A 24,697-nucleotide genomic window follows, 5' to 3' on the forward strand; every position below is an offset into this window, starting at 1 on the left:
AGACGTTTGTGTCTAAGAGAAGTTTATCTTTTTGGCACAGTGTTTAGGGCGGGTTCAGTTTAGAAATGTAACTGAACCATCCTTTCTAATCACTTACTTTTAAATAATCTTTTAATCTCTCTTGCAACTGAGGCACAACTTGACTGGAACTAAGAAATTCCTCAACATTCATCAGCTGATAGCCCTGTCCTTCATCTCCGAAGATGATATTCTCAAATTGTTCTTGTCTTAGCTGACCAACCATAAAGACCGATTTCTTGCCTTTAAAAATTACGCTAGGATAAATCTTGCTCCAAAGCAGACAGTCTTCATCTAAATGAATTCCCAGTTCCTCATAAACTTCACGCCGAGCGCATTCAAAAGGGCTTTCGTCCCCTTCACGGCCACCACCTGGCAACTCCCACATGTTGGGACAAGGGATATCGTCCTTGTCATCACGCAAAATCGTCAGTAGCTTATCCCCACAAAAGAGGGCAATCTTGCAACCTTGGAAATCAGAAATTTCTAGTTCCATCTTCAGTTCCTTCTAACATTTCCTTTTCCAGCTCTGCTAACAAGTTTTCATAATAGCGTTTCTCGTCCCTCAACATTCGACTACTATCCATTTTCTGTCTAGCAATCTTGAGAGCCTTACGAGTTCGATCTACATCTTTCTTCACCTTTAATTGATACCAGGCTTGTATCACTTGAAGATTGGACAGTTTGAGAGACAGAAACGATTTGACCTGTCGAATACTAGCATATTGCTCCGCTTGCTCAAAATCTCCTTCCAACAAGGCGATATGAAGCAGGGATAGTTGGGCAACTGTCTGCATCATCGGAGTAGTTGTCCTCTCAAGTAATGCTTGAAACTGCTGTTTAGCTACTTCTTCCTTCCCTTCCAAAATGGAAACTTCACCTTGCATACCTAATACACCATCCGCAAAACTCCCTCGTGCATCCTCAGGAACTGCTTGAACAAAGTCTTTCAAATCATATTCTTGAGGAGCAAGCAAAGTTTGAGCAGAATGTCTCAATACCAGGTAGGCGTATTTGGTATTTTCAGGGTGTTGTAGTAATTCCCAAATTTTTGCTCCATCGGTGATGTCGACTGGCAAAATGTTATTTAGGAAGAAAGATAAATTAAGAAAAATCCAAGTCCCTGCAAAATACCAGCTTCTTGTCAAAAATCCAAACACTATCGCCAATAATATCAAGCCGAGATGAACCATCAAGCCTCCTGAAAGCATCAGGATGATTCTTTGATCGCTTTCATCCTCTTTTAAACCAATGTATTGAGCACCAACATTTTTCAGAATGGCTGTTCTACTAAGATGAAACCTGCCTGACTTTTTGGTCAAAATAAAATGTCCTAATCCAAAAGCCACCAGCCGATAGCCTGTCAAGTAGCCACAAAAAGCATGACCCAGTTCATGAAGAATAAAGATTAAATACATGCTTAGAAGAGCGAAGGCATAACCAAAAGTAAAGGCTAAAACTGCGGAATACCCCAACTCTGCAAATGCGATTGTTCCACAAGCAAAAGCTAGCATAATAAAGACAACAGCTAGCACATAAACCAAATAAGTCCCAATTTTCTTCATAACACCTCCAACCAACTCCTAGTATCTTGGATAAGGATAAAATTCTCCCTCTTCCAAGCCAACTTTTCCTTCTTCAAAGACTTCTTGATTCCATTCCATAACAAATTCCTCTGCTTCTGGATCTTCCAAAAAGTCCATGAGGGTATCTAGCCCAACCTCAGCAGTATCTTTAAGGAAAAGGGCAAAATAAGCTAAAAATTCACGGGAAAATCCTTTTTTAGGCAGGTAAGGAATAACAGTCAAATAGTCTTCCTCATTGACTGTTGACTTGGCAGGATTGTAGAAAAGGACCGCTTCCTCAAAAAGAATGTCATCTGATGAAACCTCTCCGTCTTCATCCACCATCTCCACACCTGCAGCATTTTGCGCTTCCAATAGAAAACTCACTTCTACCGCATGGTTGCGTTTGTCCCAGCTAATCTCAAAGTCAAAGGGAAAGTTCTTGTCCAACTCTTCCTCTAAAACATCTAAAAATCCGTATGTTGCCATTTTGTCCTCTTTCTATGCGACTCTTTAATCGCCCCGATTGCTCGGAAATATGCTAAAATAGATACTACCATCTTACCACAAAATTATTTTATGTCCTAATTATACCATATTACCTCATTTAAACCCTTGGTATCAGTGATTTTCTTAAAAGTCTGATTTCTTCATTTCTCATAAAAATCAATATAAAAAGCCCGCGAAAGGGCTAATAAATCTATAAAATCAATAGGCGAGTAACTAGCACAAGTGGACGTGCTTTTTTATTGACTATTACCACGATACCACGCTTAATCTTAGGCTTGAACTTTCTTATCTGCAATAGCGTCTGTCAAAGTCTGAGAAAAGTTAAGTCCCATTTCTCGTCCCAACTTATCTGCCCATTTTGGTATGGTCAAAGTCTTTTTAATGGGTTCCTGACTTCCTAGGTATTCTGATACATCAACAGATACCATAGAAATAAAAGATTTATCAAGGTCATAGGTTGACACGAAATCTTCATCATCTTTAAAAGGATCATTATCAATTAAAGACAAGCTATTGATATCTGATGGCTGAGGTAACTCTCCATCACTCTCTATCAAATCTGCAACAGTTATCCCTAGCCACTCCGACCCCATAGCCAAAGCCTCAGAAATCCCCTCTCCTTGTGTAGCTGAGTATTCAAAATCTGGGAAATGGACAAAATAAGTCGCTTCTGTTCCGTCTGTGTCGTCATAATAAAATAAAGCTGGATACGTAACTAACATTTCACTACCTCCATATCAAAAAGCAGGGACTGAATTTTACAACCCAGCTTGCTTTCTTATCCCTCTTTCAGTGTACTTATTCAGCTCACCATGAGGGATTGTGATAGGTCTTTCCCCTTGCTTTTCCATTTTAATATGGGAACCTTTACCGCCTCTAGTCTTTATCCAACCATGGACCGTAAGGAGTTTAACCATCTCTTTTTGTGTCATAGGCATAGCGCTTTTACCTCCTGACAACACCATTATAACACGTGTTACACGTATTGTAAAGGAGTGATACTTATTATTCTATTATACATAAAAGCCCCTAGATGTGGTTCTAAGGGAAGCCAATTTATTCATACCTATTTTCTAATGAGTAGTAAAAACTGCTTCTTTATCGAGCAATTCATCATCTGTATAGTCAATTGTAAAAGTATCTCGATCTAAGACAGATTGAGGCGGAGTTGAATGAATCATAGGAACACTGCGTACTCTATATTTTTTATCTCCAATTTTTACAAACTGATACTCTTCGAAAATCTCTTCAAACCACGTCAACGTCGCCTTACCGTACTCAAGTACAGCCTGCGGCTAGTTTCCTAGTTTGCTCTTTGATTTTCATTGAGTATGATTAACTCTCAAGTATTCAAAATCAGGATTTTCAACAGTTATTACAAGGAGGCGATTTACTACTTCAAAAACATCAATTATTCTATTTTTCATATTTTTTCAACCCATTATTAGAATGAACTTCTTGGTAAGCAAAATCAAGTTTAGATTTAATGTTTTCGTACAAATCTAAAATCTCTTTTGGAGTATCTTCTCGGAAGAAAAGTTTTCTTTTCCCTGAAATAACTTGATCACTAAGAATCCAATGACGAATTTGTTTTGTAAAAATCAAAATTTCCTGACTTGGTAGTTCCATCATTTCCATTGCTTATCACCTCTCTTTTCATTATAGTTCATACAATGACATTCAGCAATATTATTTCTCAAGTCAGCACTTCCACTTCTTTAGGCTCAACTATCCTATTTTGAGCTTTAAAGAAAATCAAATCTCTCATGCTGATACCTCTCCTCATTAAATTAAATAGTAAAAAAGATTCTATCTCACTCCCTGATTATTACAAAACCATTGAAATATCACAACTAATAGGCTAGAATGGATATAGTAGATGAGTCATTCTACTCAAATCCACGCTAGAAAGGACTGCTATGCCAGACAATCTCGCGCTTCGCATGCGCCCTAAAACCATCGACCAGGTCATCGGTCAGGAGCATCTGGTCGGACCTGGAAAAATCATCCGCCGCATGGTGGAAGCCAACCGCCTGTCCTCCATGATTCTATATGGCCCTCCGGGAATCGGCAAAACCAGTATTGCCTCTGCCATCGCTGGAACGACCAAGTATGCCTTTCGAACTTTCAATGCGACAGTTGATAGTAAAAAGCGACTGCAAGAAATTGCGGAAGAGGCTAAATTCTCTGGTGGTCTCGTCCTATTACTAGACGAGATTCATAGACTAGATAAAACCAAGCAGGACTTCCTCTTGCCTCTCTTGGAAAGCGGACTGGTCATCATGATTGGCGCTACGACTGAAAATCCTTTCTTCTCGGTCACTCCTGCCATCCGTAGCCGAGTTCAAATTTTTGAGTTAGAACCTCTGTCTAACCAAGACGTCAAAGAGGCCCTGCAGATAGCTCTAAGTAACCCTGAGCGTGGTTTTGATTTTCCAGTAGAACTAGATGAGGATGTGCTGGATTTCATCGCAACCTCTACAAACGGAGACCTGCGCTCTACCTTTAACTCGCTGGACCTGGCTATTCTCTCTACCCCTGAGAATGACGAGGGCATTCGCCATATCACCCTTGATATCATGGAAAATAGCCTGCAGCGGAGTTATATTACTATGGACAAAGATGGGGATGGACACTACGATGTCCTCTCAGCCCTGCAAAAGTCTATCCGTGGCTCGGATGTGGATGCTAGTCTCCACTATGCTGCCCGCTTGATTGAGGCTGGTGATTTGCCAAGTCTCGCTCGACGCTTGACCGTTATCGCCTATGAAGATATCGGTTTGGCCAACCCTGAAGCCCAGATTCATACCGTGACTGCTCTGGATGCTGCACAAAGGATTGGATTCCCAGAAGCCCGCATTCTCATTGCCAATGTCGTGATTGATTTGGCCCTTTCTCCAAAATCCAACTCAGCCTATGTAGCTATGGATAAGGCACTTGCTGACCTCAAAACATCAGGGCACTTGCCTATTCCGCGACACCTGCGTGATGGGCACTACAGTGGAAGCAAGGAACTTGGCAATGCCCAAGACTATCTCTATCCACACAACTATCCTGGAAATTGGGTCAAGCAAGACTATCTGCCAGAAAAAATTCGTAATCATCACTATTTCCAAGCAGAAGATACTGGTAAATATGAACGGGCCTTGGCTCAAAGAAAGGAAGCTATCGACCGTTTGCGAAAAATCTGAAATCCTTTTCAAAAAATTGCACTTTCCTCTTGATTTTTTTTGAAAAAGTGGTATCATATAAGTATAGAAACGCTGTGGTGTACGACTTCACACTTAAGTGTTGACCGACTATTTTTTGTATTATTAGGGAAACAAAAGTCTTCTAACAGCATGTAGGCCGTCTCACACGGAAACAGCTTCAGTTAGAGCGAGTTGCCCACCTGCTTAATTGCGCGGGTTCAATACAAACCGTGAAGTTTCGGCACCAATACAGCTTTTTTCTTTGCCTCCTTAGCTCAGCTGGCAGAGCAGCGGACTCTTAATCCGTGGGTCACAGGTTCGATCCCTGTAGGAGGCATATAAATACAACAGGAAAAGTCTTGGAACCAAGGTTTTTTTGCTTAAATAAAATTTTTTTCAAATTCTTTAGAAAACTAGCTTAAATCATAATCCAACACCAATTTTACAAATACCATAAACTAAGCTTATATACCCAAAACACAAAAAGTCCTCTTTCCACTATTTTAGAAAGAGAACTTTTTCTTTAGGAGAAATAACTTAATTTTTAATCAATTCGTGATAGCTCAGCTGGCACCGTTAAGTAATAAGTTGCAGTCAAGCTTGCTTCACCTTGATTGACAAAAATCTCGATGGAATTTTTATCTAGAACAACTTCCAATTCTTTAGCTTCAATATCTACATACCGTCGACTAGTGTCCTGTTCTTCTTCACCTAGAATTTTTTGAACAAGATGGCTACGATCAATGTAAACTTGCTGCGCATTACTGTCATAACCAAATTCAAGATAATCTGTATCATTTCCTAAGTGGAAATGACAATCTTTATCTATTTGGATTTGATATTGGCCTTTTTTAACAGGGAATTGTCTTAGTTTGCCATCTTCCAATCTTAGAATTCTAGGTAAAGTCATGACACCAGCCCATTTGTGTTCTTGGTCATGGGTTGGAAGGGTACGCCCCCATGTCTGCATCCAAGCAATCAGGATACGATGATTTTGATCGTCCAACAATGTTTGAGGCGCATAGAAGTCTTGGCCATGGTCAATTTCTTGAACTGATTCTGGAATAAAAAGTTTTTCTTCCCAATCTACCTTACCCGTGAACAAAACCGATGAATTGATGTTATGATATGAGTCTCCCTCACGCTGATAACGCATGGGTGACATAATAAGGCAATCCTTCCCATCTAACTCAAAGTAATCTGGGCATTCCCACATGAAGCCTTGGTGTTCTATCCCTTTTAAAAAGATGGATTCGAACTGCCATTCTACTAGGTTATCGGACCCTAGTAGAACGATACAGCCCACGTTATCCTTGTGTTTAGCAGCTACTACGGAGTAATAGCGTCCATCTTTTTCAAAGAGTTTTGGATCACGGAAATCAGCAGCAATCAACTCATCTGGCAAGTCTGCTCCAGTTGCAACTGGATTTTGTTCAATCTTTTCAAAGTGAATCCCATCGTCTGAAAATGCTATATTTTGCACTTGACGAACACCGGTTTCTTCTTCGATGTTTCCAGTATACATGAGCCAGAGGCGATCGTCTTTGACAATTGCAGAGCCTGAGAAGCAACCATTGCTGTCGTAGTCTTGGTCAGGAGCAAGTGCCACTGGCAAGTGCTCCCAAGTCACCAAGTCCTTACTTTTAGCATGTCCCCAGTGCATAGGTCCCCAAACACTATCATATGGATAGAATTGATAAAAGAGATGGTATTCTCCACGAAAATAGACAAATCCATTTGGATCATTGATCCAACCAATCTCAGCTGAAAAATGTTCTTCAGGCTTATATTGAGTATTAACGAGATGTTTATTTTCTGCTATAAAACGATTGGCTTTTTCTACTGTGTATTTCTTATCTCCCATAATCAACCTCTAGTTTTTGTTTGCTTGGTATTGGTCGTAGTATTTTTGTTTAATAGCGAGGTAATCAGAAAGTCCGTATTTTTCAAGTTCTTTCTTGTAATCATCCCACTCAGTATCAATATTGCCATTTACAATCCATTCAGCACGTTTACGGTAGATATAGTCATTCATATCTGCTTCGATATGGGCAATTTTGTCCAAATCTTCCTGTGTCATAAAGACTCTTGGATAGTTATTGTCATTGCTCATGTAAGGAACATAATATTCTTTGATAAGATCCAAACGCCATTTGGCATCATCAGGCATGGTTGTTACTTTACCATAGTATGAATCTAGGATAGCTAGTGGTCCTCCTACTTCAGTCTTTTGACGAAGTTCTGCTGGTGCAGTTCCGTTTAGTGGTAAGTGTTTTAGACTATTTGACGCTTGATCCAATTCAAAGATGTTTTGTTGTTTGTCATCTCCGTAAGTTCCCCAGTTATTTTGCACAGATTGGAGTGGAGCGTATTGTGCATCAATCCATTTAGCTGTCAATTCTAGGTTTTTGTTTACACTGGTAATAACCATCTTGTCACGTGCAAATCCCATACCGTTTGTACGAGCTACGTGTTTTTGACCACTTGGTCCAGCAAGTACTGGTAAAACATCATAACTTTCATTACTTCCAGTAACATTACTCTTATCCCATGTAAAGTAAACACCAAATTTCTGATCATGACCTTTAGCAATGTAACTATTCCAATCATGTTCGAAAGCTTCTTTATCAATCAAGCCTTTTTCTTGCAATTGACGGATAAATTTGACACCTTCTTTATAGTTATCATTATCTGCTGTGAAATCAACTTTGCCATCATTTCCTACTACTAAATGATCATCGTTATCCCCTATACCAAATGCAGCAAATAGGAATTTAAAATCTTCGTTTCCGTTACCACTAATAAATGAAAATGGAATTTCATCAGCCTCTCCATTTCCATTTGGATCCCCGTTTTTGAAAGCTTCTAGGACTTTAATCAAATCATCAGTAGTTTTTGGCATTTCAAGACCAAGTTTCTTAAGCCAATCTTTGTTAATCCAAGCCATATCGTTGACGCTGTGAATAGACTCTTTACCATCTCCAAGCTCTTCAATCCATGGGAATGAGTAAATGTGCCCATCAGGTGCTGTCATCAAGGCCTTGTACTCTGGTTTCTCATCCAAAATTTTCTTAAGATTTGGCATGTATTTATCAATCAAATCTTCAACTGGAATAATAACACCTTTTTTAGCCCAGTTCATCAAGTCCACATCTGAAGCTCCGTCGTTGTGGATAGCATCTGGTAAATCACCACTAGAAATATCCAAGTTACGTTTTTCTGCAAAGTCGGATTGGTAGTTGGTCCAGTCAATATGAACGCCAGTTTCCTTCTCCAAACGTTGTAAAATCAATTTTTCATTTGGGTCTTTGGGTGCTAACGGTGAACTGGCTGTCATAAACTTCAATGTTTTCTTTTCTTGAAGCGGGAATGTTACACCTTCCAACTTATAATCTGGACTTGAAGCTGTATTTTTTGAGCCACAGGCTGCAAGTACTGCTAAACTAGCTGTCAACAAAACTGCTGATTTTGAGAATGTTTTGAATTTCATGAGAAATCTCCTTTTATTTTTTCTTTTTTATCCTTTAAGTGAACCAGCCATAATTCCTTTATCAAAGTATTTTTGGAAGAATGGATACATAACAATCAATGGCAAGCTGGAAATGACAATAGTTGCGTATTTAATCAATTCAGCTAAACGTTTCATTTCATTCATAGCCGCTTGTGCTCCAATCATGTCTTGACCTGGTTGGCTCTGAATGAGAATTTTACGAAGTACTAGTTGCAATGGTTCCAAGTTTGGATCCTTGATATAAATCATTGCATCAAAGTATGAGTTCCACTGTCCTACAAAAGCATAGAGGAAGAGAACAAACATAATTGGTTTTGCAAGAGGAAGCATGATTTTGAAGAAAATCTGTAAATCATTTGCACCATCAATGACCGCTGCTTCAACTAATTCTTCAGGCAATCCTTGGAAATAAGCCCTAGCAAGAATAATATTCCAAACATTGACAGCACCTGGAACAATGATAGCCCATGGAGTATTCAGCATGCCCAAATCTTTTACCAGCAAGTAAGTTGGGACTAAACCACCACCAAAGAACATGGTTACAATCAAGAAGTAGTTAATCCAACGACGTCCAACCAAGTCTTTCTTAGAAAGAGGATAAGCTGTAAACACAGATAGCAATACTGTTAAAGCCGCAAAGCCAAAAGAGTATAGTAGAGAATTGATAAAACCTCTTAGAATAGATTGGTCACTGAATACACGCTGGTAACCTTCTACCGTCCAATCGGCTGGATTAAAGCTAATCCCTCTACTAACCAGAACTTTAGGATCCATAAAGGATGCTACGACGATATAAAGTAAAGGAAGCAAAGTCATCAAAACGATAAAGACAATAATGATTTTATTTAAGAGTAAGATACGTCTATCAAATTTTGTATCCATAATCGAATTTTTCATGCTTCCCTCCTTAAATTCCTTCACCATTATTCATGCGTTTAACGATTTGGTTAACTGCAACAAGCAATACTACGTTAATCACTGCATTAAACAAACCAACCGCTGTTGAGTAAGAATAGTCTCCTGATACAAGACCAACTTTATAGACATATGTAGAGATAATTTCAGAAGTTGGCAAGTTCAACGATGTCTGCATTAAGAATGCTTTTTCATATCCGACATTCATAATTCCACCTGCAGCTAAAACAAATTGGATAACCATAATAGGCTTAAGAGCTGGAATATCAATGTGCCAGATTCGTTGGAAGATATTGGCTCCATCCAGTCGGGATGCTTCTACTAAAGCTGGATCTACATTTACTAATGTTGCTGTGTAGAGCGTTGAAGACCAGCCCATTCCTTGCCAGATACCACTAAAGATGTATAAAGGTCTAAAGAAGTCTGGATTTGTCAAGAAGTCAGCCTTTATTCCAAACATAGAGAGAAAATTGTTGATTGGCCCTCCCACTGAAAAGAAAAGGAAAATCATACCAACGATAACAACGACTGAGATAAAGTTTGGTGCGTATAAAATGAGCTGAATTCGTTTTTTGACTTTTTCACTCAAGAGTTGATTGAGCATAATAGCAAGAATGATTGGTGGTAAAAAGCCAAGCAATAAACCATAGATACTTAATTTTAAAGTATTGGCTAACAAGATACCAAAGTTGGGAGAGGATATGAATTTTGTAAACTCAGAAAAACCAATCCAATCACTCCCTAAAATTCCTTTTAAGGGATTGTAATCTTTAAATGCGATTAAAACCCCGTACATAGGAATGTATTTAAAGATAAAGGTTAAAACTAAACCAGGGACAGTCATCAATAACAAGAGTTTTTGTTTCTTGATTCTTTCCCAAAGAGAAACTTGCTTCGCTTTGCTATTCATAGCAACCTCCTTTTTTGAAACGTTTCATTTTTTCCTAGAAAAGATAGCGCTTGGCGCTGTCTATTTATTTCTTTTTTTGAAACGTTTCATTTTTGTTCTAAAAAAATAAATCTTTTTTATCTGAATTCATTCTATCATTGATAGCGCTTTCTGTCAAGACTTATTTTCATTTTTTTGTTGTTTTTCCTTCAACAAATTTTACTGGTAGGATTGTCTGCAAATTAACAGCCTTTCCTTCTATGATATCAAATAGGATTCGTACAGCTTCTCTAGCCATTTCCTCCAGGGGTTGCTCAATTGTTGAAAGTAGATAATTTCTATCTCCAGCCATTTTAATTCCATCGTATCCAATAATTTGGACATCATGAGGAATACGTTTGCCATTTTTTTCTAGTATATCAATAACATCTAAAGCTGCAAAGTCGTTAATTGTAAAAATTCCATCTATAGAAGGATTTTCTTCCAAGAAACTCTCTAGCTTTCCATGATAGTCAGTAACTGTCTCATCCAAATCAAAAATACTAAGAGGTATTTTATGCTCTTGGACATACTTTTCAAATGAAATTCTACGACGTTTGGTTTCATTAATGGTTGTATTATGTCCACCCACAAAGGCTAAGTGCTGACATCCTTTACTAATTAATTGTTTAGCTGCTTCTCTTCCACCTGCATCATTATCTGATGAAACACAAGGAATTGCAATATCTGAGTATGTACGGTCAATACTGACAAAGGGAATTCCTGACGACAGGTAATGTTCAATTGGACTATAGGTAATGGCAACCACTCCATCAACTTTATTATGACGCAACATCTCCAGATAGTCTTGCTCTCTATTTGTACCATTTATAGAACATAAGAGTAATTTATTATTCCTCTTATAGACTTCATTTTCCACATGCATAGCAAATTCTGAAAAAAAGGGATGCCAGATACTTGGTACAATGATTGCAATCGTTTCTGTTCGATTTTTTTTCATTCCTCGAGCGTAGTAATCTGGAATGTAATTCAAGGTTTTAATTGCTCGTTCCACTTTTTTCAAGGTTACTTCTTTAATGCCTTTTTCTTTATTAATTACACGTGAAACTGTTCCAACACTAACTCCTGCTTCTAAAGCAACATCTTTCATGGTAATTGATTTTCTTTGTTCTACCATCTTATCACCTCCTTTCAATATATAGTATCATGCAAACGCTTTTTTAGCAACTATTTCTCAATCATTTTTGTCCAGACCCTTTTTACCATCATGGATAAAATCACTCCAATTGGCTTCCTAAAATCCCTTCAATTTCATATATAGGAATCTACCTACCACAGGAAAAGACTTTGTTTCTTCCTATCTCCCCTTTTTCATAACGTATTTCCGTACAGGTGCTTCAACCATTTGAACGATTTCAAATCCTTCTTTTTGGTAAAGATTCTGAGCTCTTTGATTTGCTTCGAGGACATTTAAAGAAATACTGTCTATATCTTCATTTTCAAAGGCCAAACTAACAAATTTCCTTAAAGCCTGCCTACCTAAGCCCTGCCCCTGTTTCTGGGGGTTGATAAAGAATCTTCCAATATGAAGATTGCTGTCTTCTAGCCTGATTTTCTGGATAAGCCCGACAAACTCGTGTCCATCAAAGATTGAAAAGACTCCTTCCAAGTCTTGCAAGGCTTGAAGGGTCAGTGGAAAAGGAATCCTTGGTCCCATCCATTGTTCTTGAAAGGATTTGCCAAGGGAGTTGGACCATTGGCATACGAGCTGAGCGTTTTCTGTGCTCACCTTTTCTTCAAAACGAATTATCATCTTGACCTCACCATCTTATCTATGTCTCTCCATTATACTACTTCTCCTATTTTTTACGAATAGATAAGTATGATTGATATTTATTTTTTTCTTGTCGGGAGTATTCTCGCTTCCTTTCTTGGTTTGGTCATTGACCGTTTTCCAGAGCAATCCATTATCAGTCCAGCCAGTCACTGCGATTCCTGTCAGACTCGCTTGCGTCCCTTAGATTTGATTCCGATTCTCTCACAGGTCTTCAATCGCTTTTGCTGTCGCTACTGCAAGGTCCGCTATCCTGTCTGGTATGCCCTCTTTGAACTAGGCTTAGGACTCCTCTTTCTGCTTTACTCTTGGGAATTACTTTCCTTGAGTCAAGTCATCCTAATCACTGCTGGTTTGACCTTGGGCATCTACGACTTTCGCCATCAGGAATATCCCTTACTGGTCTGGATGACTTTCCACCTAATCCTAATAGCTTCCTCTGGCTGGAATCTGGTCATGATCTCCTTCCTCATACTTGGAATTTTGGCTCATTTTATCGATATCCGCATGGGTGCAGGGGATTTCCTTTTTTTAGCTTCTTGCGCTCTCGTCTTTAGCGCAACAGAATTGCTCATCTTGATTCAGTTTGCTTCTGCAACGGGGATTCTAGCCTTTCTCCTGCAAAAGAAAAAGGAAAGACTTCCTTTCGTGCCTTTCCTCTTACTCGCTGCTTGTGTGATTATTTTTGGTAAGCTACTGCTTGTTTGATAAAGTCCAATTTCTGCCATATGTCCTTCATGAAATTATTTCACAGTTGAATTATAAATTATTTCTTTTGTACAAAGGAATGATGTTATCAAATCGATCTGTTCTTTTATCTTCTTGATACTGATCAAAAAATTTCATTTCGACTGAAAATATTTCGCTTATAAACTGTAAACGAATACTTTGTTTAGACATTATAGTCGCTAGACTGACTAGATGATTACTCAAAACGACGTCCAGAATACTCTTTACTTTGCTTGGTTTTTTAACAAAAATTTGATCATCCAGAGGTTCTATCATTTTGTAACCTTTTTGCGCAATTTGACGATAAAAGTAAGAATGTTGCTTTGGAGTCAATAATCCTAACTTAAAAGCTCGATACTCTAAAGCCTGTATCGAAACATTCAAATCCGACTTCAATAAAATATAACTATCAGGATTGCTGACACGCTTGCCAACCCTCTCTTCAAATTTGACTAAAAACTCTTCTTTTGGCAATAAAAAACATGATGCAAAATAATTTGCTTCTTGCTCCAAACGATCGCCATCTTCATTCATATCTTTATATTTGTGTAAAAGAATATGTCCTAGCTCATGAGCTAAGTCAAAATTTCGACGTACAGATGATTTATTCGTTCCCAACACAATGTAAGGTCTTCCCAATTTTGACCATGCGCTATAAGCATCAGCTTGACCATTAATTAATCGTTCCACGATATAGATGCCTGAACGTTCTAATTTATAAAGCAAATCATGATTATCTTTTGAAATACCTAATTTTTCCCTGGCATAAAGAGCCAATTCCTCAATGGATTTTCCCTTATGATAAGATTCACTCACTACATTACTTAGGTCATGAATTGTAATATTAGGTATAATTACAAAACTTTCAAAATAATCAATCAAACTATCTACCTTATGTAAATACATAGTTTGAATATCTATTGTTTTCCGTGTTGCTAGGTCTGCATTTCTAAAGGCAATTACAGAAGAATCAAATCGAATGCTCTCCTCTTCCTGTTCAAAATAAGTTAAATCAACATGAAATTGGTTAGCCAAATGCATTTTGGTTGATAATTTAGGTTTCGTTTCGTTGGACTCAAACTGCCAAATGGCTTGTTCCGTTAAATTAATTCTCTGAGCCAATTCTGCTCTACTTAAACCATTTAACAGCCGTAATTCTTTCAATACCCGACCATTAAACATTTACATACTCCTTACTACTTTTGACCTTCTTGTTTTTCTATTCTTGGAATAATTTCAAAATCTTCTGTTTCCGATAATTCTGAAAAATTAGGAATATCTTGATATTTAGCTTCTTCGAAATGGTACGAACTTGATTGAATATACTCAGACAAATCTTGAATCAAGTGTAACTGACCAGTTCGTGCATCAGGCATAACAACATCTACAGATATAATATTGTTTTCTGAGTCTGCCTCATAAGTTAAAATCATAAATTTTTCGATATTCGAATTTTTGGTAGCTTGTTCAATTTCTTGAATCATTTCATCAGAAACTAACTCCATCTGAATTGGAAAGGAATGACTATCTTCATCATTTTTGTAGGAAGAATGTTGATTAAGATAAAGTGTATTCATCTGAGCATATTCAAATAAGTAGCCACTCTTATTTTTTTGTACCAAAGGAAATTGGTTCGTAAGTCGCTTCTTACCCTTTATAATTAACAATACTTTCCCATATTTTTCTGTATTTGTTTCAAATTCTAAATATCCCCAAGTCTGTCCTGCTAATTGTAATTTATACTCAAACAAATCTGCTGATGCAAATGCAGTATCAATATGATTAGGTCGCGTCCATGCATAACCATTCGACACTATCATTGTCTCTCTTTTTTCTAGACGTTCATCGACATAATCTTTTTGACCTTTCATCAAAGTATCTACAATTTTTTGTGCCTTGAGCGAATCAAAGAGATCCTGATTTAACATAATTCTTCCTCCTCCGAATACTTTTTAATGAATTATATCATTTTCTTAAAGAAATTACTACAATAATTAGCTTTTTCTTAAAGTTTCATATCAGAGTAATTTGGCAAATGATATCTAAAACTAGCCTTTCTCCTACAAAAGAAAAAGGAAAGACTTCCTTTCGTGCCTTTCCTCTTACTTGCTGCTTGTGTGATTATTTTTGGTAAGCTACTGCTTGTCTGATAAAGTCCTGAATTGGCTCTCCTTGATGGAGAGCTTTTACAATTTTCGAACCAACGATAACGCCATCTGACACCGCATTAAAGCGTTCTACATCAGCTTGACTAGATACCCCAAATCCTGTCAAGACTGGGATGTCAGCCACTTGATGCAATTGTGCCAAGTGCTTATCCAAATCTGCGCGGTAATTGCCTGATTTCCCTGTCACCCCATTGATGGCAACAGCATAGACAAATCCTTCTGCTCCTTCAATCAACTCTTTCTGGCGCTCAAGTCCTGTTGTCAAACTAACTAGGGGTATCAAGGCAATGTCTGTATCTGCCAAAAATGGTTCTACAAAGTTGGCATGTTCATGAGGCAGGTCTGGGATAATCAAGCCCTTAACCGCTGTATCTACCAAATCTTTGACAAAGTTCTCCACACCGTACTGAAAGAGGGGGTTGAAGTAGGTCATGATGACCAGCGGAACCTCTGTTTCAATGGTTTTCAAGGTTTCAACCAAAGCCTGGGTAGAAGTCCCGTGGGCTAAACTACGCAAGCCAGCTTCTTCTATAACAGGTCCATCTGCGACAGGATCTGAAAAGGGAATGCCCACTTCAATTGCAGAGACACCCAAATCTTCTAAAAAGTGAATTGTTTCAGCAAGACCGTCCAAACCTTTTTCGTGGTCACCAGCCATGATATAAGGAACGAAAATTCCTTTTCCAGTTGCTTTTATAGCATTCAATTTTTCTGTTAGTGTCTTAGGCATGAGCTTCTCCCTTCTTTGCTGCATCTGCTTCCAAGCGGTCTTTGACTTGAACCACATCCTTGTCCCCACGACCCGATAGGCAGACAATCATAGACTTTTCTGGTCCAAGTTCTTTGGCCAATTTCACTGCAAAGGCGATAGCATGGCTAGATTCCAAGGCTGGGATAATCCCTTCCACACGAGACAAGAGTTGGAATCCTTCCAAGGCTTCTTCGTCCGTCACAGGAACATAGCTGGCACGTTTGATATCGTGGTAGTGAGAATGTTCTGGACCGATACCAGGATAGTCCAAACCTGCCGAGATAGAGAAGGCTTCAAGAATTTGACCATGAGCATCTTGGAGTACATCCATGAGGGAACCGTGAAGGACACCCGGACGACCCTTGGTCAAGGTAGCTGCGTGGTGCTCTGTGTCTACACCAAGTCCAGCTGCTTCAGCCCCATACATAGCTACTGACTCATCTTCTACAAATGGATGGAAGAGACCGATGGCATTCGACCCACCACCAACACAGGCTACTAGGGCATCTGGGAGATCTTGACCTGTCATATCGCGATACTGTTGTTTAGCTTCTCTACCGATGACACTTTGGAAGTCACGAACGATTTCTGGGAATGGATGAGGCCCCAAGGCAGAACCAAGGATATAGTGGGTGTCGTCGATATTTGCCACCCATGAACGAAGGGCTGCATTGACCGCATCCTTGAGCACGCGCGAACCGTCTGTCACTGCCTCAACCTTGGCTCCCAAAAGCTCCATACGGAACACATTGAGGGCTTGGCGTTTGACATCTTCCTCACCCATGTAGATAGTACATTCCATGTTAAAGAGGGCTGCAGCAGTTGCAGTTGCCACACCGTGCTGACCAGCACCTGTTTCAGCGATAATTTTCTTTTTGCCCATGCGTTTAGCCAGAAGAACTTGTCCCAAGGCATTGTTAATCTTGTGAGCCCCTGTATGGTTGAGGTCTTCCCGTTTAAGATAAATCTTGGCTCCGCCGATATGCTGGGTCAAGTTTTTTGCGTAGTAAAGAGGAGTTTCACGCCCCACATACTGGCGTAAGAGTTGGTTCAATTCCTCTTGGAAACTTGGGTCTGCCTGACTTTCACGGTAAGCCTTCTCCAACTCCAAAACTGCTGTCATCAATGTTTCTGGGACAAAACGTCCGCCGAATTTTCCGTAAAATCCATCTTTATTTGGTTCTTGATATGTCATTCTTTACCCTCTCTATAAATCTTCTAATCTTTTCATGATTTTTTTGTCCATCTGTCTCCACTCCGCTCGATACATCTACTGCATAGGGAGTAAAGTGTTGAATTGCTTTTACTACATTGTCTTCATTAAGCCCACCTGCGATAAAGAAAGGCTGAGTTAGTCCAATCGTATCCAGTTGACCCCAGTCAAAGGTCTGACCACTCCCAGCCACAGGGGCATCAAAGAGTAGATAGTCTGCCTGAGAATTGGGCACATGACCCTCTCCATCCACCTGCACAGCCTGAATACTGGCACAAGGCAAATTCTCAAACAAATCATCCGCCACCTGACTGTGAACTTGAACCAAGTCTAGGCCAACTTTTTCAATCGCTTCTAGCAGTTTTGACCGACTTGGTGAAACAAATACACCAACCTTTTTGACATCTGCAGGAATAAGCTTTGCCAGCTCAGCAGCCTGATCCAAGGTCACTTGTCTTTTACTAGGTGCAAAGACAAAACCGATGTAGTCGGCTCCTGCTGATACGGCTGTTTCCACCGCTTCTTTGGTCGATAGTCCACAAATCTTAACCTTTGTCAATCTGCAACTCCTTGATTCTCTGGGCCACATCTTCTGCCTGCATAAGAGCTGTCCCTACCAAAATTCCGTTAAAGTATGGGGCTAGTCGTTCCGCATCCTGCCCTGTGAAAATGGCAGATTCAGAAATGTAATAGCGACCTTCCTCAAAGTAAGGGGCTAAATCTACACTGGTCTGCAAGTCGACCTCAAAGGTAGTCAAGTTGCGGTTGTTGACCCCGATAATCTCAGCACCAAGTCTGTGGGCTAGCTCTAGTTCAGCTAGATTGTGAGTCTCCACTAAGACTTCCAGACCAAGCTCTGTCGCGTAGTCATACAGTTCCTTGAGGCGTTCTTCGGACAAGGCTGCCACAATGAGCAAGATAACTGTCGCACCTGCATTGCGAGCGCGGATGATTTGCTTTTCATCGATGATAAAGTCTTTGTTGAGCGTCGGAATCTCTACCTGACTGGAAATTTCCCGTAGATAATCCAAATGCCCTTTAAAGAAAACCTCATCTGTCAACACCGAAATCATCACTGCTCCATTTGCTTCATAAGTCTGGGCCTGTTGCACAATATCCACATCGAGATTGATATCTCCCAGACTAGGGCTAGCCTTCTTGACTTCTGCGATTACTTGCAAGCGGTCCTGATGATTCTTCAAAAATTCTGCCAAGCGATAGGTCTGGCGCAGGGACTGGATTTCCTCCAGCTCCATCTGCTCAACCTCACGCGCCTTCTGCTCCAAAATTCGTGCTAAAAATTCCTGACTCATTTTTGGTACTCCTGTAACAGTCTGAGTTTTTCAAGGGCCTTGCCACTAGCAATCACTTGACGAGCTAAGGCAACTCCATCCTTGATACTAACTACCTTACCATTAGCATAGAAACCAAGACCTGCATTTAAAACTGTCGTTTCCAAGAATGGACTTGGTTCATTTTTAAGAACGCTGAGCAAAATTTCTCCATTTTCCTGAGCATTGCCTCCACGAATATCTTCGATAGCGTAGCGCTCCATTCCCAAATCCTCGGGAGTAAAGCTTGATAAGGTGATTTCGCCATTTTCAAGAAGTGCAATTTTGGTTGTTCCATTCAAACCAGCTTCATCCAACCCTTCTGGTCCAGCAACCACGATGGCACGTTTGCGACCCATATTTTTCAAAACCTGAGCTGTACTTTCTAGGAGTTCTGGACGACTAATTCCAAGAAGCTGTGTTTCTAAAGCCATTGGATGAATCAGGGGACCAGTCAAGTTCATAATCGTTGGAATTCCCAATTCCAAACGAGCTGGCATGATGTATTTCATAGCTGGGTGCATATTTTTAGCGAAGAGAAAGACGATTCCAGTTTTATCAAAGACCTTACCTAGTTCAGCTGGTTTGAGATCAAGATTGATTCCCAAGGCTTCGAGGACATCTGCAGAACCAGATTTAGAAGAAATCGAGCGGTTACCGTGTTTTGCCATATGAACACCGTCACCAGCCAAGACAAAGGCTGCAGTTGTGGAAATATTAAAACTGAAAGACCTGTCTCCACCTGTACCACAGTTGTCCATGGCATCATGAATCTCAGTTGGAATATGTTGGGCATGTCCTCTCATGACTTGGGCAATGGCTGTGCGTTCTTCAGGTGTTTCCCCCTTCATCTTAAGAGCTAAGAGGAGAGAAGCAATCTGCGCTTCCGTTACACGCCCAGTTACGATACGCTCAATGACATCCATCATTTCCACACCTGATAAATTTTCAAATTTTGCTAGTTTTTCAATAATCTCTTTCATCCTAGTTTCCTCACTTTACAACCTTCTCGATAAAATTCCGAATAGAAGACAAGCCGTCTGGCGTTCCAATGCTCTCTGGATGGTACTGGAAGCCATAAATCGGCAGGCTTTTGTGTTGAATCCCCATGATGGCTTGGTCATCAGTCGAACGAGCTGTCACTTCAAAGTCTTCTGGCATTTCTTCAATTAAAATACTGTGGTAACGCATGACTGCACGTCCATCTTCAATGCCTTGATACAAAACAGATGGCACTTCAAAGCTGATATTGCTCTGTTTCCCATGCATGACTTTTGGAGCCAAACCTAACTTACCACCAAAGACTTCTGCGATAGCTTGGTGGCCCAAACAAATCCCAAGAATCGGCTTCTTGCCAGCAAAATCACGAATCATGTCTTCCATCTTTCCAGCATCAACTGGCCAACCAGGGCCGGGCGAAAAGACCAGACCATCTGCTTTTTCAGCTTCTTCATACAGCTTGGGATCATCATTTCTCAAAACCTGAACTTCTGCAAAATTCCCAATGTATTGGGCCAAGTTATAGGTAAAAGAATCATAGTTGTCAATCAATAAAATCATGGTCTTAGTTCTCCAATTCTAGTCATAGATTTTGCTTTGTTAATGGTTTCTTGGTATTCGTTTTGGGCGATGGAGTCGTAGACAATCCCTGCCCCAGCCTGCACATAAGCTGTTTGATTTTTGAGAATCATGGTTCGGATGGCAATGGCCAAATCCATATCACCCGTCGCAGACAAGTAGCCGATTGCCCCTGCGTATACGCCACGTTTTTCTGTTTCCAGTTCATAGATGCGTCTCATAGCTCGAATCTTTGGTGCTCCTGAAACTGTTCCAGCTGGAAGTGTAGCTTTCAAGGCATCCATGGCAGTGAGTTCTGGAAGCAAACGCCCCTTGACTACACTGGTCAAATGCATAACGTAGCGGAAGAGCTCTACTTCCATATACTTGGTGACTTGGACACTGGCCGTTTCAGAGATGCGACCAATATCATTACGACCCAAGTCTACTAACATTCGATGCTCTGCTGTTTCCTTCTCATCCGAAAGCAGGTCTGTCGCCAAAGCCTTGTCTTCTTCATCCGTAGCTCCTCTTGGTCGTGTCCCTGCAATCGGATTGGTTGTCACGATGCCATTTTTGACAGAAACCAAACTTTCTGGACTGGCACCGATGATTTGATAATCACCAAAATCATAGAAATAAAGGTAATTAGAAGGATTAGTCACGCGGAGATTTCTGTAGAAGTCAAATGGATTTCCAGTAACTTCTGCTGAGAAGCGCTGACTGAGCACGCATTGGAACATATCCCCGTTACGAATCAAGTCACGAGCGGTTTCCACCATTTCCTCAAACTTCTGAGGAGCGATATGCGGTTTGAAGTCTAACGGAGATAGATCCAAGTCTTCAAATTCATTTGGAGCAGGAATGCGTAATTCCTCAAGCACTTGGTTCAAGACTTTTTCCAAGTCGTCTTGACTACGCTCACTATAAAGAGCATCCTCGATGACATGAATTTTTTCCTTCTTGTGGTCAAAGACAATGTAACTCTCATAGACGAAGAAATGCATGTCTGGCGTTCCAATTGTATCTTGAGGAATTTGACCAATTTCTTCATAAAGCGAAATCATATCGTAACCAACAAAACCAATTGCCCCACCACCAAAAGGGAGATCTGAATTATGCTGGCTCTTATGAGTCACTTCATAAAGAAAATCCAAGGGATCCTGATCAATCACTTGACCATTTTGATAAAGAATTCCATTTTCAAACTTAATCTCAAAAACTGGATTATAGGCTAAGATAGAAAAACGAGCTGTTTCCTTGTCTTTCGGAATACTTTCTAAGATAACCTTGTGTTGCCCCTTTAGGCGCATATAAGCCAAGATTGGTGATAAGACATCTCCATGAATGATTCGTTCCATTGTAATTTTCCTTTCAGTTCTACTTCTAGTCCGTGGTGACTGTATGAAAAATCCCCACGCAAAATAACTTGCGTGAGGACGAAATTCGCGGTGCCACCTCAATTATAGGATTTCTCCTATCTCTCATTCCTGTCTTAGAAAGATTCTGTAACAGGCTGTGCGATAAAGGGCACTCCCTTGAGAATGATGTTTTCTTCTCTTGTTTCAGATGGACCCAACCTTACAGCTTTCTCTGCTTGTTTCCAGCAACCACAAGCTCTCTGTGAGAGAAAAGACTGTAATTTTTCCATCTTTTATTTTTTAGCTTCTAGGTAGTCTGCAATCGCAGCTACGTCCTTGTCTCCACGACCAGAGACATTGATGATGATAATATCATCTTTACTTAGTTTTGGTGCACGTTTAACTGCTTCTGCGATAGCGTGTGAGCTTTCAATCGCTGGGATAATTCCTTCAGTCTTGCTGAGAAGGAGGAGAGCCTGAACAGCTTCTTCATCCGTCGCAGCGACATATTCCACGCGACCTGAATCTTTGAAGTAGGCGTGTTCTGGGCCAACCCCTGGATAGTCCAATCCAGCTGAGATAGAGTAAACTGGAGCTAGCTCTCCGTCTTCCTTAAAGACTGCATAAGTCTTCATACCATCAACAATTCCGATACTACCTTTTGTCATAGTAGCTGCGTGCTTGTCTGTATCAAGTCCGTGACCAGCAGCTTCAACCCCAACCAATTTGACTTCTTCATCAGCCACATACTGAGAAAATGCACCAATAGCATTAGAACCACCACCTACACAAGCAATAACGTAGTCTGGTAAACGACCTTCTTTTTCTAAGATTTGACGGCGAGATTCTTCACTGATGACCTTTTGGAACTCATGAACAATGGTTGGATATGGGTGAGGTCCCACAGCAGATCCCAGAACATAAAAGGCTTCCAAATCATTCATCCATGCTCCAAAGGCTGCATCAACAGCATCTTTGAGGGTACGAGTCCCTGTTTCAACTGCGTGAACAGTTGCTCCCATCATCTCCATACGGAAAACATTGAGACGTTGACGCTCCACATCCTCTGCCCCCATGTAGACATCACAGGCCATACCAAACTTGGCTGCAGCCGCTGCTGTCGCAACACCGTGCTGACCAGCTCCTGTTTCTGCGATTACTCGTTTTTTGCCCATACGTTTAGCAAGAAGAATTTGTCCTAAAACATTGTTAAGCTTGTGAGAACCAAGGTGGTTAAGGTCTTCGCGCTTGAGATAAATCTTAGCGCCACCTAGGTGGTCTGTCAAACTTTCCGCAAAATAGAGTGGTGTTTCGCGACCGGAATAGTCCTTTAAGTAATGACGAAATTCTGCCAAAAATTCTGGATCATCCTTGTACTTGTCAAATGTCACTTCCAACTCATCCAACAAAGCCTGAATCGGCTCCGGTACAAAACTACCACCAAATTGTCCAAAATAACCTTTAGTTGTCATAAAATTTTCCTCTTTCTGTATTTATTCGACTTTTTGTTTGCTTTTAGTAGTAGGCAAGGAGCTGCAGATAGAACTCAAGTTCATCAAAGCGACTTAACGCCCTAATAAAAGATAAACAAAATGACGGATAGAAAAAAGCCCACACACAGAAAATACTTCCGTGTGAGGGCGTTGGTAACGCGGTGCCACCTCAATTATAAAGGAACTATCTCCTTTACATCTCTGCCTTGTCTAACAACAAGCTGCACTGTAAGGTGTGCGCACCGAATTTTCATTGTTTCAAATTCATTTTTTAAATCAGCCCACTTTCACTACTTCCAACCACCTATTCACAATCACCACAGGCTCCCTGAAGATCAAAAATAGTTACTTTTCTGATTTGTTGAACTTATTTTAATACTTTGTTTTTTCTTTGTCAAGACTTTTTTACGATTTTTTTGAAAATATCATTCGAATGTGACCATGTCTTCCTTAGATCGAACATGAACATGAACATGTCCCACTTGTTAGAAATTGGATCCAACTCAATAGAAACTGAATGGAGGCTAAACAGAACTTATTTTAGAACACTCCATCTTTTCCACTAGGATTTTCAAGAATTAAACAATACTAGAAACTCTGTCTCCTAACAAATTTAGGAGAAACTTCAACAGATGTGACACTTTCCCCTTTAATAATTGCTAAAACACCTTCTATCATTTCTTTAGCCAATTTAACATAATTGGGAGCAATTGTAGACAAAGCTGGAGTATAATACTGAGAAATAGGAATATTATCAAATCCAATGATAGAAATATCATCTGGAATAAGAATTCCTTTCTCATAGCACGCACGAATCAAGCCCTGAACCTTTTCATCTCCTGAAACAAAAATAATGTCCGGATCATTTTGGGTAGTCAAGTGCTGCATTGCATAAGAATAAACTGAATCAATTGTAGATAAGCCATAAATGACTTTTAAATCCATAAAGTAATTTTTATCATTCAGAAAAGAACGCACACCTCTTTCACGATCCTTATTAACATGAGATTCTCCTCCCATAAGCAACCACATATTTTTAAATTTTTCTTCAGTTACAGCTTTCATCATATCATAAGTAGCTTGAAAATTATTATTAGATACATAGACTACTCCAGACGTTTGAGATTCACCGAAAACAAGAAAAGGCATATGGTTCTTCTTTAAATACTGAATTCTGATATCATCTACACTTTCATAAAAAACAATAACACCATCTACTAGGCTACCTGTGCTTGATATAATTGAATTACTAATTGTATCCTCCTCTCCAAAGTACTCAACTATAGCATTAACACCATACTCTTTACAAGTTTGTAAAACTTTATCTAATAAAGTTTGAAACCAAATTAAAGGAAAAGAGTCGATTTTTTTTACAGAAATCAATATATTTATAGCTTCTTTTTTAGTTAAATTTTTTGCATACGCATTTGGAATATACGACAATTCCTCTATAACTTTTTGAATCGCTTGATAAGTTTCTTCTTTAACATTTACTCCACCATTAATAACTCGTGAAACTGTTTTTGGAGAAAAACCTGATAAACGTGCAATGTCATAAATAGTTACCTTTTTCCCATTTATATTTTTCATTTCAGTCCTCCATTACGAACATTCTAATATTACTATACAATATTTAATTTTTTTTAACAAGAGAATTTAGT

General features: G+C 39.7%; 26 protein-coding genes, 1 tRNA gene, 1 pseudogene and 2 other annotated features. Of the genes and pseudogenes, 4 read left to right on the forward strand and 24 right to left on the reverse strand.

What is annotated here, in order from left to right:
- Nucleotides 1–85: 85 nt before the first annotated feature.
- The 7 genes from HT687_RS00780 to HT687_RS00810 all read right to left on the reverse strand — a co-directional run bounded on the left by HT687_RS00780 (nucleotide 86) and on the right by HT687_RS00810 (nucleotide 3,731).
- Nucleotides 86–514, reverse strand: coding sequence for an NUDIX hydrolase (locus tag HT687_RS00780; protein ID WP_172924037.1), 429 nt, complete (start codon nucleotides 512–514; stop codon nucleotides 86–88).
- A complete protein-coding gene (locus HT687_RS00785) occupies nucleotides 495–1,583 on the reverse strand; it encodes a site-2 protease family protein (RefSeq protein WP_000719722.1) in 1,089 nt (362 codons plus the stop codon). Before HT687_RS00785 ends, HT687_RS00780 begins: the two co-directional genes overlap by 20 nt.
- Nucleotides 1,584–1,601: 18 nt before the next feature.
- Nucleotides 1,602–2,072, reverse strand: a complete 471-nt coding sequence (locus HT687_RS00790) for a DUF3013 family protein (protein ID WP_000257101.1) — start codon at nucleotides 2,070–2,072, stop codon at nucleotides 1,602–1,604.
- A gap of 290 nt (nucleotides 2,073–2,362) precedes the next feature.
- Nucleotides 2,363–2,815, reverse strand: a complete 453-nt coding sequence (locus HT687_RS00795) for a type II toxin-antitoxin system HicB family antitoxin (RefSeq protein ID WP_000961810.1) — start codon at nucleotides 2,813–2,815, stop codon at nucleotides 2,363–2,365.
- Nucleotides 2,816–2,851: 36 nt separating this feature from the next.
- Nucleotides 2,852–3,031, reverse strand: coding sequence for a type II toxin-antitoxin system HicA family toxin (locus HT687_RS00800; RefSeq protein WP_054387996.1), 180 nt, complete (start codon nucleotides 3,029–3,031; stop codon nucleotides 2,852–2,854).
- A gap of 135 nt (nucleotides 3,032–3,166) precedes the next feature.
- Nucleotides 3,167–3,355 (reverse strand): hypothetical protein, encoded by a 189-nt coding sequence (locus HT687_RS00805; protein WP_001862821.1) that lies wholly within the window; start codon nucleotides 3,353–3,355, stop codon nucleotides 3,167–3,169.
- Nucleotides 3,356–3,509: 154 nt separating this feature from the next.
- Complete coding sequence (locus HT687_RS00810) at nucleotides 3,510–3,731, reverse strand: hypothetical protein (RefSeq protein ID WP_000425689.1); 222 nt, start codon at nucleotides 3,729–3,731, stop codon at nucleotides 3,510–3,512.
- 281 nt (nucleotides 3,732–4,012) lie between these two features.
- Between HT687_RS00810 and HT687_RS00815 the strand changes: the two genes are divergently transcribed.
- Both HT687_RS00815 and HT687_RS00820 read left to right on the forward strand, forming a co-directional pair.
- A complete protein-coding gene (locus tag HT687_RS00815) occupies nucleotides 4,013–5,284 on the forward strand; it encodes a replication-associated recombination protein A (protein ID WP_054387995.1) in 1,272 nt (423 codons plus the stop codon).
- A 264-nt stretch (nucleotides 5,285–5,548) separates the two neighbouring features.
- A tRNA-Lys gene (locus HT687_RS00820) sits at nucleotides 5,549–5,621 on the forward strand.
- A gap of 207 nt (nucleotides 5,622–5,828) precedes the next feature.
- On the opposite strand, the gene HT687_RS00825 is transcribed toward HT687_RS00820, so the two are convergent.
- The 6 genes from HT687_RS00825 to HT687_RS00850 all read right to left on the reverse strand — a co-directional run bounded on the left by HT687_RS00825 (nucleotide 5,829) and on the right by HT687_RS00850 (nucleotide 12,412).
- Nucleotides 5,829–7,148, reverse strand: coding sequence for a glycoside hydrolase family 32 protein (locus HT687_RS00825; protein ID WP_054387994.1), 1,320 nt, complete (start codon nucleotides 7,146–7,148; stop codon nucleotides 5,829–5,831).
- Between the two features lie 9 nt (nucleotides 7,149–7,157).
- A complete protein-coding gene (locus HT687_RS00830) occupies nucleotides 7,158–8,774 on the reverse strand; it encodes an ABC transporter substrate-binding protein (RefSeq protein ID WP_054387993.1) in 1,617 nt (538 codons plus the stop codon).
- Between the two features lie 27 nt (nucleotides 8,775–8,801).
- The gene (locus tag HT687_RS00835; RefSeq protein WP_050306002.1) at nucleotides 8,802–9,692 is read right to left on the reverse strand and encodes a carbohydrate ABC transporter permease; all 891 of its coding nucleotides are present in this window, start codon (nucleotides 9,690–9,692) and stop codon (nucleotides 8,802–8,804) included.
- 10 nt (nucleotides 9,693–9,702) lie between these two features.
- The gene (locus HT687_RS00840) at nucleotides 9,703–10,620 is read right to left on the reverse strand and encodes a sugar ABC transporter permease (RefSeq protein ID WP_172924038.1); all 918 of its coding nucleotides are present in this window, start codon (nucleotides 10,618–10,620) and stop codon (nucleotides 9,703–9,705) included.
- A 166-nt stretch (nucleotides 10,621–10,786) separates the two neighbouring features.
- A complete protein-coding gene (locus HT687_RS00845; RefSeq protein ID WP_164496827.1) occupies nucleotides 10,787–11,776 on the reverse strand; it encodes a LacI family DNA-binding transcriptional regulator in 990 nt (329 codons plus the stop codon).
- A gap of 180 nt (nucleotides 11,777–11,956) precedes the next feature.
- Nucleotides 11,957–12,412, reverse strand: a complete 456-nt coding sequence (locus HT687_RS00850; protein ID WP_023935660.1) for a GNAT family N-acetyltransferase — start codon at nucleotides 12,410–12,412, stop codon at nucleotides 11,957–11,959.
- A gap of 69 nt (nucleotides 12,413–12,481) precedes the next feature.
- On the opposite strand from HT687_RS00850, the gene HT687_RS00855 reads away from it, so the two are divergent.
- Nucleotides 12,482–13,141 carry an A24 family peptidase gene (locus HT687_RS00855; RefSeq protein WP_000565602.1) on the forward strand — a complete coding sequence of 220 codons (660 nt, stop codon included), beginning with the start codon at nucleotides 12,482–12,484 and terminating at the stop codon, nucleotides 13,139–13,141.
- Nucleotides 13,142–13,192: 51 nt separating this feature from the next.
- Here the strand turns inward: HT687_RS00855 and HT687_RS00860 are convergent, their stop codons facing one another.
- On the reverse strand, nucleotides 13,193–14,344 hold the full coding sequence (locus tag HT687_RS00860) for an XRE family transcriptional regulator (protein ID WP_000481761.1): 1,152 nt from the start codon (nucleotides 14,342–14,344) through the stop codon (nucleotides 13,193–13,195).
- A gap of 14 nt (nucleotides 14,345–14,358) precedes the next feature.
- Entirely contained in the window at nucleotides 14,359–15,090 is a 732-nt protein-coding gene (locus tag HT687_RS00865; protein WP_023935659.1) for a hypothetical protein, read from the reverse strand.
- 120 nt (nucleotides 15,091–15,210) lie between these two features.
- Between HT687_RS00865 and HT687_RS00870 the strand changes: the two are divergent.
- Nucleotides 15,211–15,312, forward strand: a pseudogene (locus tag HT687_RS00870) (prepilin peptidase); the annotation flags it as partial.
- Here the strand turns inward: HT687_RS00870 and trpA are convergent.
- The 9 genes from trpA to HT687_RS00915 all read right to left on the reverse strand — a co-directional run bounded on the left by trpA (nucleotide 15,284) and on the right by HT687_RS00915 (nucleotide 24,626).
- Complete coding sequence (gene trpA, locus HT687_RS00875; protein WP_023935658.1) at nucleotides 15,284–16,060, reverse strand: tryptophan synthase subunit alpha; 777 nt, start codon at nucleotides 16,058–16,060, stop codon at nucleotides 15,284–15,286. The pseudogene HT687_RS00870 and the gene trpA sit on opposite strands and share 29 nt — an antisense overlap.
- Nucleotides 16,053–17,276 carry a tryptophan synthase subunit beta gene (trpB, locus tag HT687_RS00880; protein WP_054387992.1) on the reverse strand — a complete coding sequence of 408 codons (1,224 nt, stop codon included), beginning with the start codon at nucleotides 17,274–17,276 and terminating at the stop codon, nucleotides 16,053–16,055. The genes trpA and trpB (HT687_RS00880) overlap by 8 nt, the downstream gene beginning before the upstream one ends.
- The gene (locus tag HT687_RS00885; protein ID WP_023935656.1) at nucleotides 17,254–17,853 is read right to left on the reverse strand and encodes a phosphoribosylanthranilate isomerase; all 600 of its coding nucleotides are present in this window, start codon (nucleotides 17,851–17,853) and stop codon (nucleotides 17,254–17,256) included. Before HT687_RS00885 ends, trpB (HT687_RS00880) begins: the two co-directional genes overlap by 23 nt.
- Nucleotides 17,840–18,607: an indole-3-glycerol phosphate synthase TrpC gene (gene trpC, locus HT687_RS00890; protein ID WP_023935655.1), complete on the reverse strand. Its 768-nt coding sequence runs from the start codon at nucleotides 18,605–18,607 to the stop codon at nucleotides 17,840–17,842. Before trpC ends, HT687_RS00885 begins: the two co-directional genes overlap by 14 nt.
- Nucleotides 18,604–19,608 (reverse strand): anthranilate phosphoribosyltransferase, encoded by a 1,005-nt coding sequence (trpD, locus tag HT687_RS00895; protein ID WP_023935654.1) that lies wholly within the window; start codon nucleotides 19,606–19,608, stop codon nucleotides 18,604–18,606. The genes trpC and trpD overlap by 4 nt, the downstream gene beginning before the upstream one ends.
- Before the next feature lie 10 nt (nucleotides 19,609–19,618).
- The gene (locus HT687_RS00900) at nucleotides 19,619–20,185 is read right to left on the reverse strand and encodes an aminodeoxychorismate/anthranilate synthase component II (RefSeq protein WP_172924039.1); all 567 of its coding nucleotides are present in this window, start codon (nucleotides 20,183–20,185) and stop codon (nucleotides 19,619–19,621) included.
- Complete coding sequence (trpE, locus tag HT687_RS00905; protein WP_172924040.1) at nucleotides 20,182–21,543, reverse strand: anthranilate synthase component I; 1,362 nt, start codon at nucleotides 21,541–21,543, stop codon at nucleotides 20,182–20,184. The genes HT687_RS00900 and trpE overlap by 4 nt, the downstream gene beginning before the upstream one ends.
- Before the next feature lie 71 nt (nucleotides 21,544–21,614).
- Nucleotides 21,615–21,840, reverse strand: a binding site (T-box leader).
- Complete coding sequence (trpB, locus tag HT687_RS00910) at nucleotides 21,837–23,015, reverse strand: tryptophan synthase subunit beta (protein WP_000208439.1); 1,179 nt, start codon at nucleotides 23,013–23,015, stop codon at nucleotides 21,837–21,839. It overlaps the preceding feature by 4 nt.
- Nucleotides 23,016–23,176: 161 nt before the next feature.
- Nucleotides 23,177–23,407: a binding site (T-box leader), on the reverse strand.
- A 217-nt stretch (nucleotides 23,408–23,624) separates the two neighbouring features.
- Nucleotides 23,625–24,626, reverse strand: coding sequence for a LacI family DNA-binding transcriptional regulator (locus HT687_RS00915; protein WP_000789951.1), 1,002 nt, complete (start codon nucleotides 24,624–24,626; stop codon nucleotides 23,625–23,627).
- Between the last annotated feature and the right edge of the window lie 71 nt (nucleotides 24,627–24,697).

It is taken from the genome of Streptococcus sp. 1449 (genome assembly GCF_013276805.1).
GTDB classification, from domain to species: domain Bacteria; phylum Bacillota; class Bacilli; order Lactobacillales; family Streptococcaceae; genus Streptococcus; species Streptococcus pseudopneumoniae.

Bases quoted from the DNA above. Each gene is read 5' to 3' on its own strand.
- HT687_RS00780 (WP_172924037.1), bottom strand. From the start codon at position 514: ATGGAACTAGAAATTTCTGATTTCCAAGGTTGCAAGATTGCCCTCTTT.
- HT687_RS00785 (WP_000719722.1), bottom strand. From the start codon at position 1,583: ATGAAGAAAATTGGGACTTATTTGGTTTATGTGCTAGCTGTTGTCTTT.
- HT687_RS00790 (WP_000257101.1), bottom strand. From the start codon at position 2,072: ATGGCAACATACGGATTTTTAGATGTTTTAGAGGAAGAGTTGGACAAG.
- HT687_RS00795 (WP_000961810.1), bottom strand. From the start codon at position 2,815: ATGTTAGTTACGTATCCAGCTTTATTTTATTATGACGACACAGACGGA.
- HT687_RS00800 (WP_054387996.1), bottom strand. From the start codon at position 3,031: ATGCCTATGACACAAAAAGAGATGGTTAAACTCCTTACGGTCCATGGT.
- HT687_RS00810 (WP_000425689.1), bottom strand. From the start codon at position 3,731: ATGGAAATGATGGAACTACCAAGTCAGGAAATTTTGATTTTTACAAAA.
- HT687_RS00815 (WP_054387995.1), top strand. From the start codon at position 4,013: ATGCCAGACAATCTCGCGCTTCGCATGCGCCCTAAAACCATCGACCAG.
- HT687_RS00825 (WP_054387994.1), bottom strand. From the start codon at position 7,148: ATGGGAGATAAGAAATACACAGTAGAAAAAGCCAATCGTTTTATAGCA.
- HT687_RS00830 (WP_054387993.1), bottom strand. From the start codon at position 8,774: ATGAAATTCAAAACATTCTCAAAATCAGCAGTTTTGTTGACAGCTAGT.
- HT687_RS00835 (WP_050306002.1), bottom strand. From the start codon at position 9,692: ATGAAAAATTCGATTATGGATACAAAATTTGATAGACGTATCTTACTC.
- HT687_RS00840 (WP_172924038.1), bottom strand. From the start codon at position 10,620: ATGAATAGCAAAGCGAAGCAAGTTTCTCTTTGGGAAAGAATCAAGAAA.
- HT687_RS00845 (WP_164496827.1), bottom strand. From the start codon at position 11,776: ATGGTAGAACAAAGAAAATCAATTACCATGAAAGATGTTGCTTTAGAA.
- HT687_RS00850 (WP_023935660.1), bottom strand. From the start codon at position 12,412: ATGATAATTCGTTTTGAAGAAAAGGTGAGCACAGAAAACGCTCAGCTC.
- HT687_RS00855 (WP_000565602.1), top strand. From the start codon at position 12,482: ATGATTGATATTTATTTTTTTCTTGTCGGGAGTATTCTCGCTTCCTTT.
- HT687_RS00860 (WP_000481761.1), bottom strand. From the start codon at position 14,344: ATGTTTAATGGTCGGGTATTGAAAGAATTACGGCTGTTAAATGGTTTA.
- HT687_RS00865 (WP_023935659.1), bottom strand. From the start codon at position 15,090: ATGTTAAATCAGGATCTCTTTGATTCGCTCAAGGCACAAAAAATTGTA.
- trpA (WP_023935658.1), bottom strand. From the start codon at position 16,060: ATGCCTAAGACACTAACAGAAAAATTGAATGCTATAAAAGCAACTGGA.
- trpB (WP_054387992.1), bottom strand. From the start codon at position 17,276: ATGACATATCAAGAACCAAATAAAGATGGATTTTACGGAAAATTCGGC.
- trpC (WP_023935655.1), bottom strand. From the start codon at position 18,607: ATGAGTCAGGAATTTTTAGCACGAATTTTGGAGCAGAAGGCGCGTGAG.
- trpD (WP_023935654.1), bottom strand. From the start codon at position 19,608: ATGAAAGAGATTATTGAAAAACTAGCAAAATTTGAAAATTTATCAGGT.
- HT687_RS00900 (WP_172924039.1), bottom strand. From the start codon at position 20,185: ATGATTTTATTGATTGACAACTATGATTCTTTTACCTATAACTTGGCC.
- trpE (WP_172924040.1), bottom strand. From the start codon at position 21,543: ATGGAACGAATCATTCATGGAGATGTCTTATCACCAATCTTGGCTTAT.
- trpB (WP_000208439.1), bottom strand. From the start codon at position 23,015: ATGACAACTAAAGGTTATTTTGGACAATTTGGTGGTAGTTTTGTACCG.
- HT687_RS00915 (WP_000789951.1), bottom strand. From the start codon at position 24,626: ATGAAAAATATAAATGGGAAAAAGGTAACTATTTATGACATTGCACGT.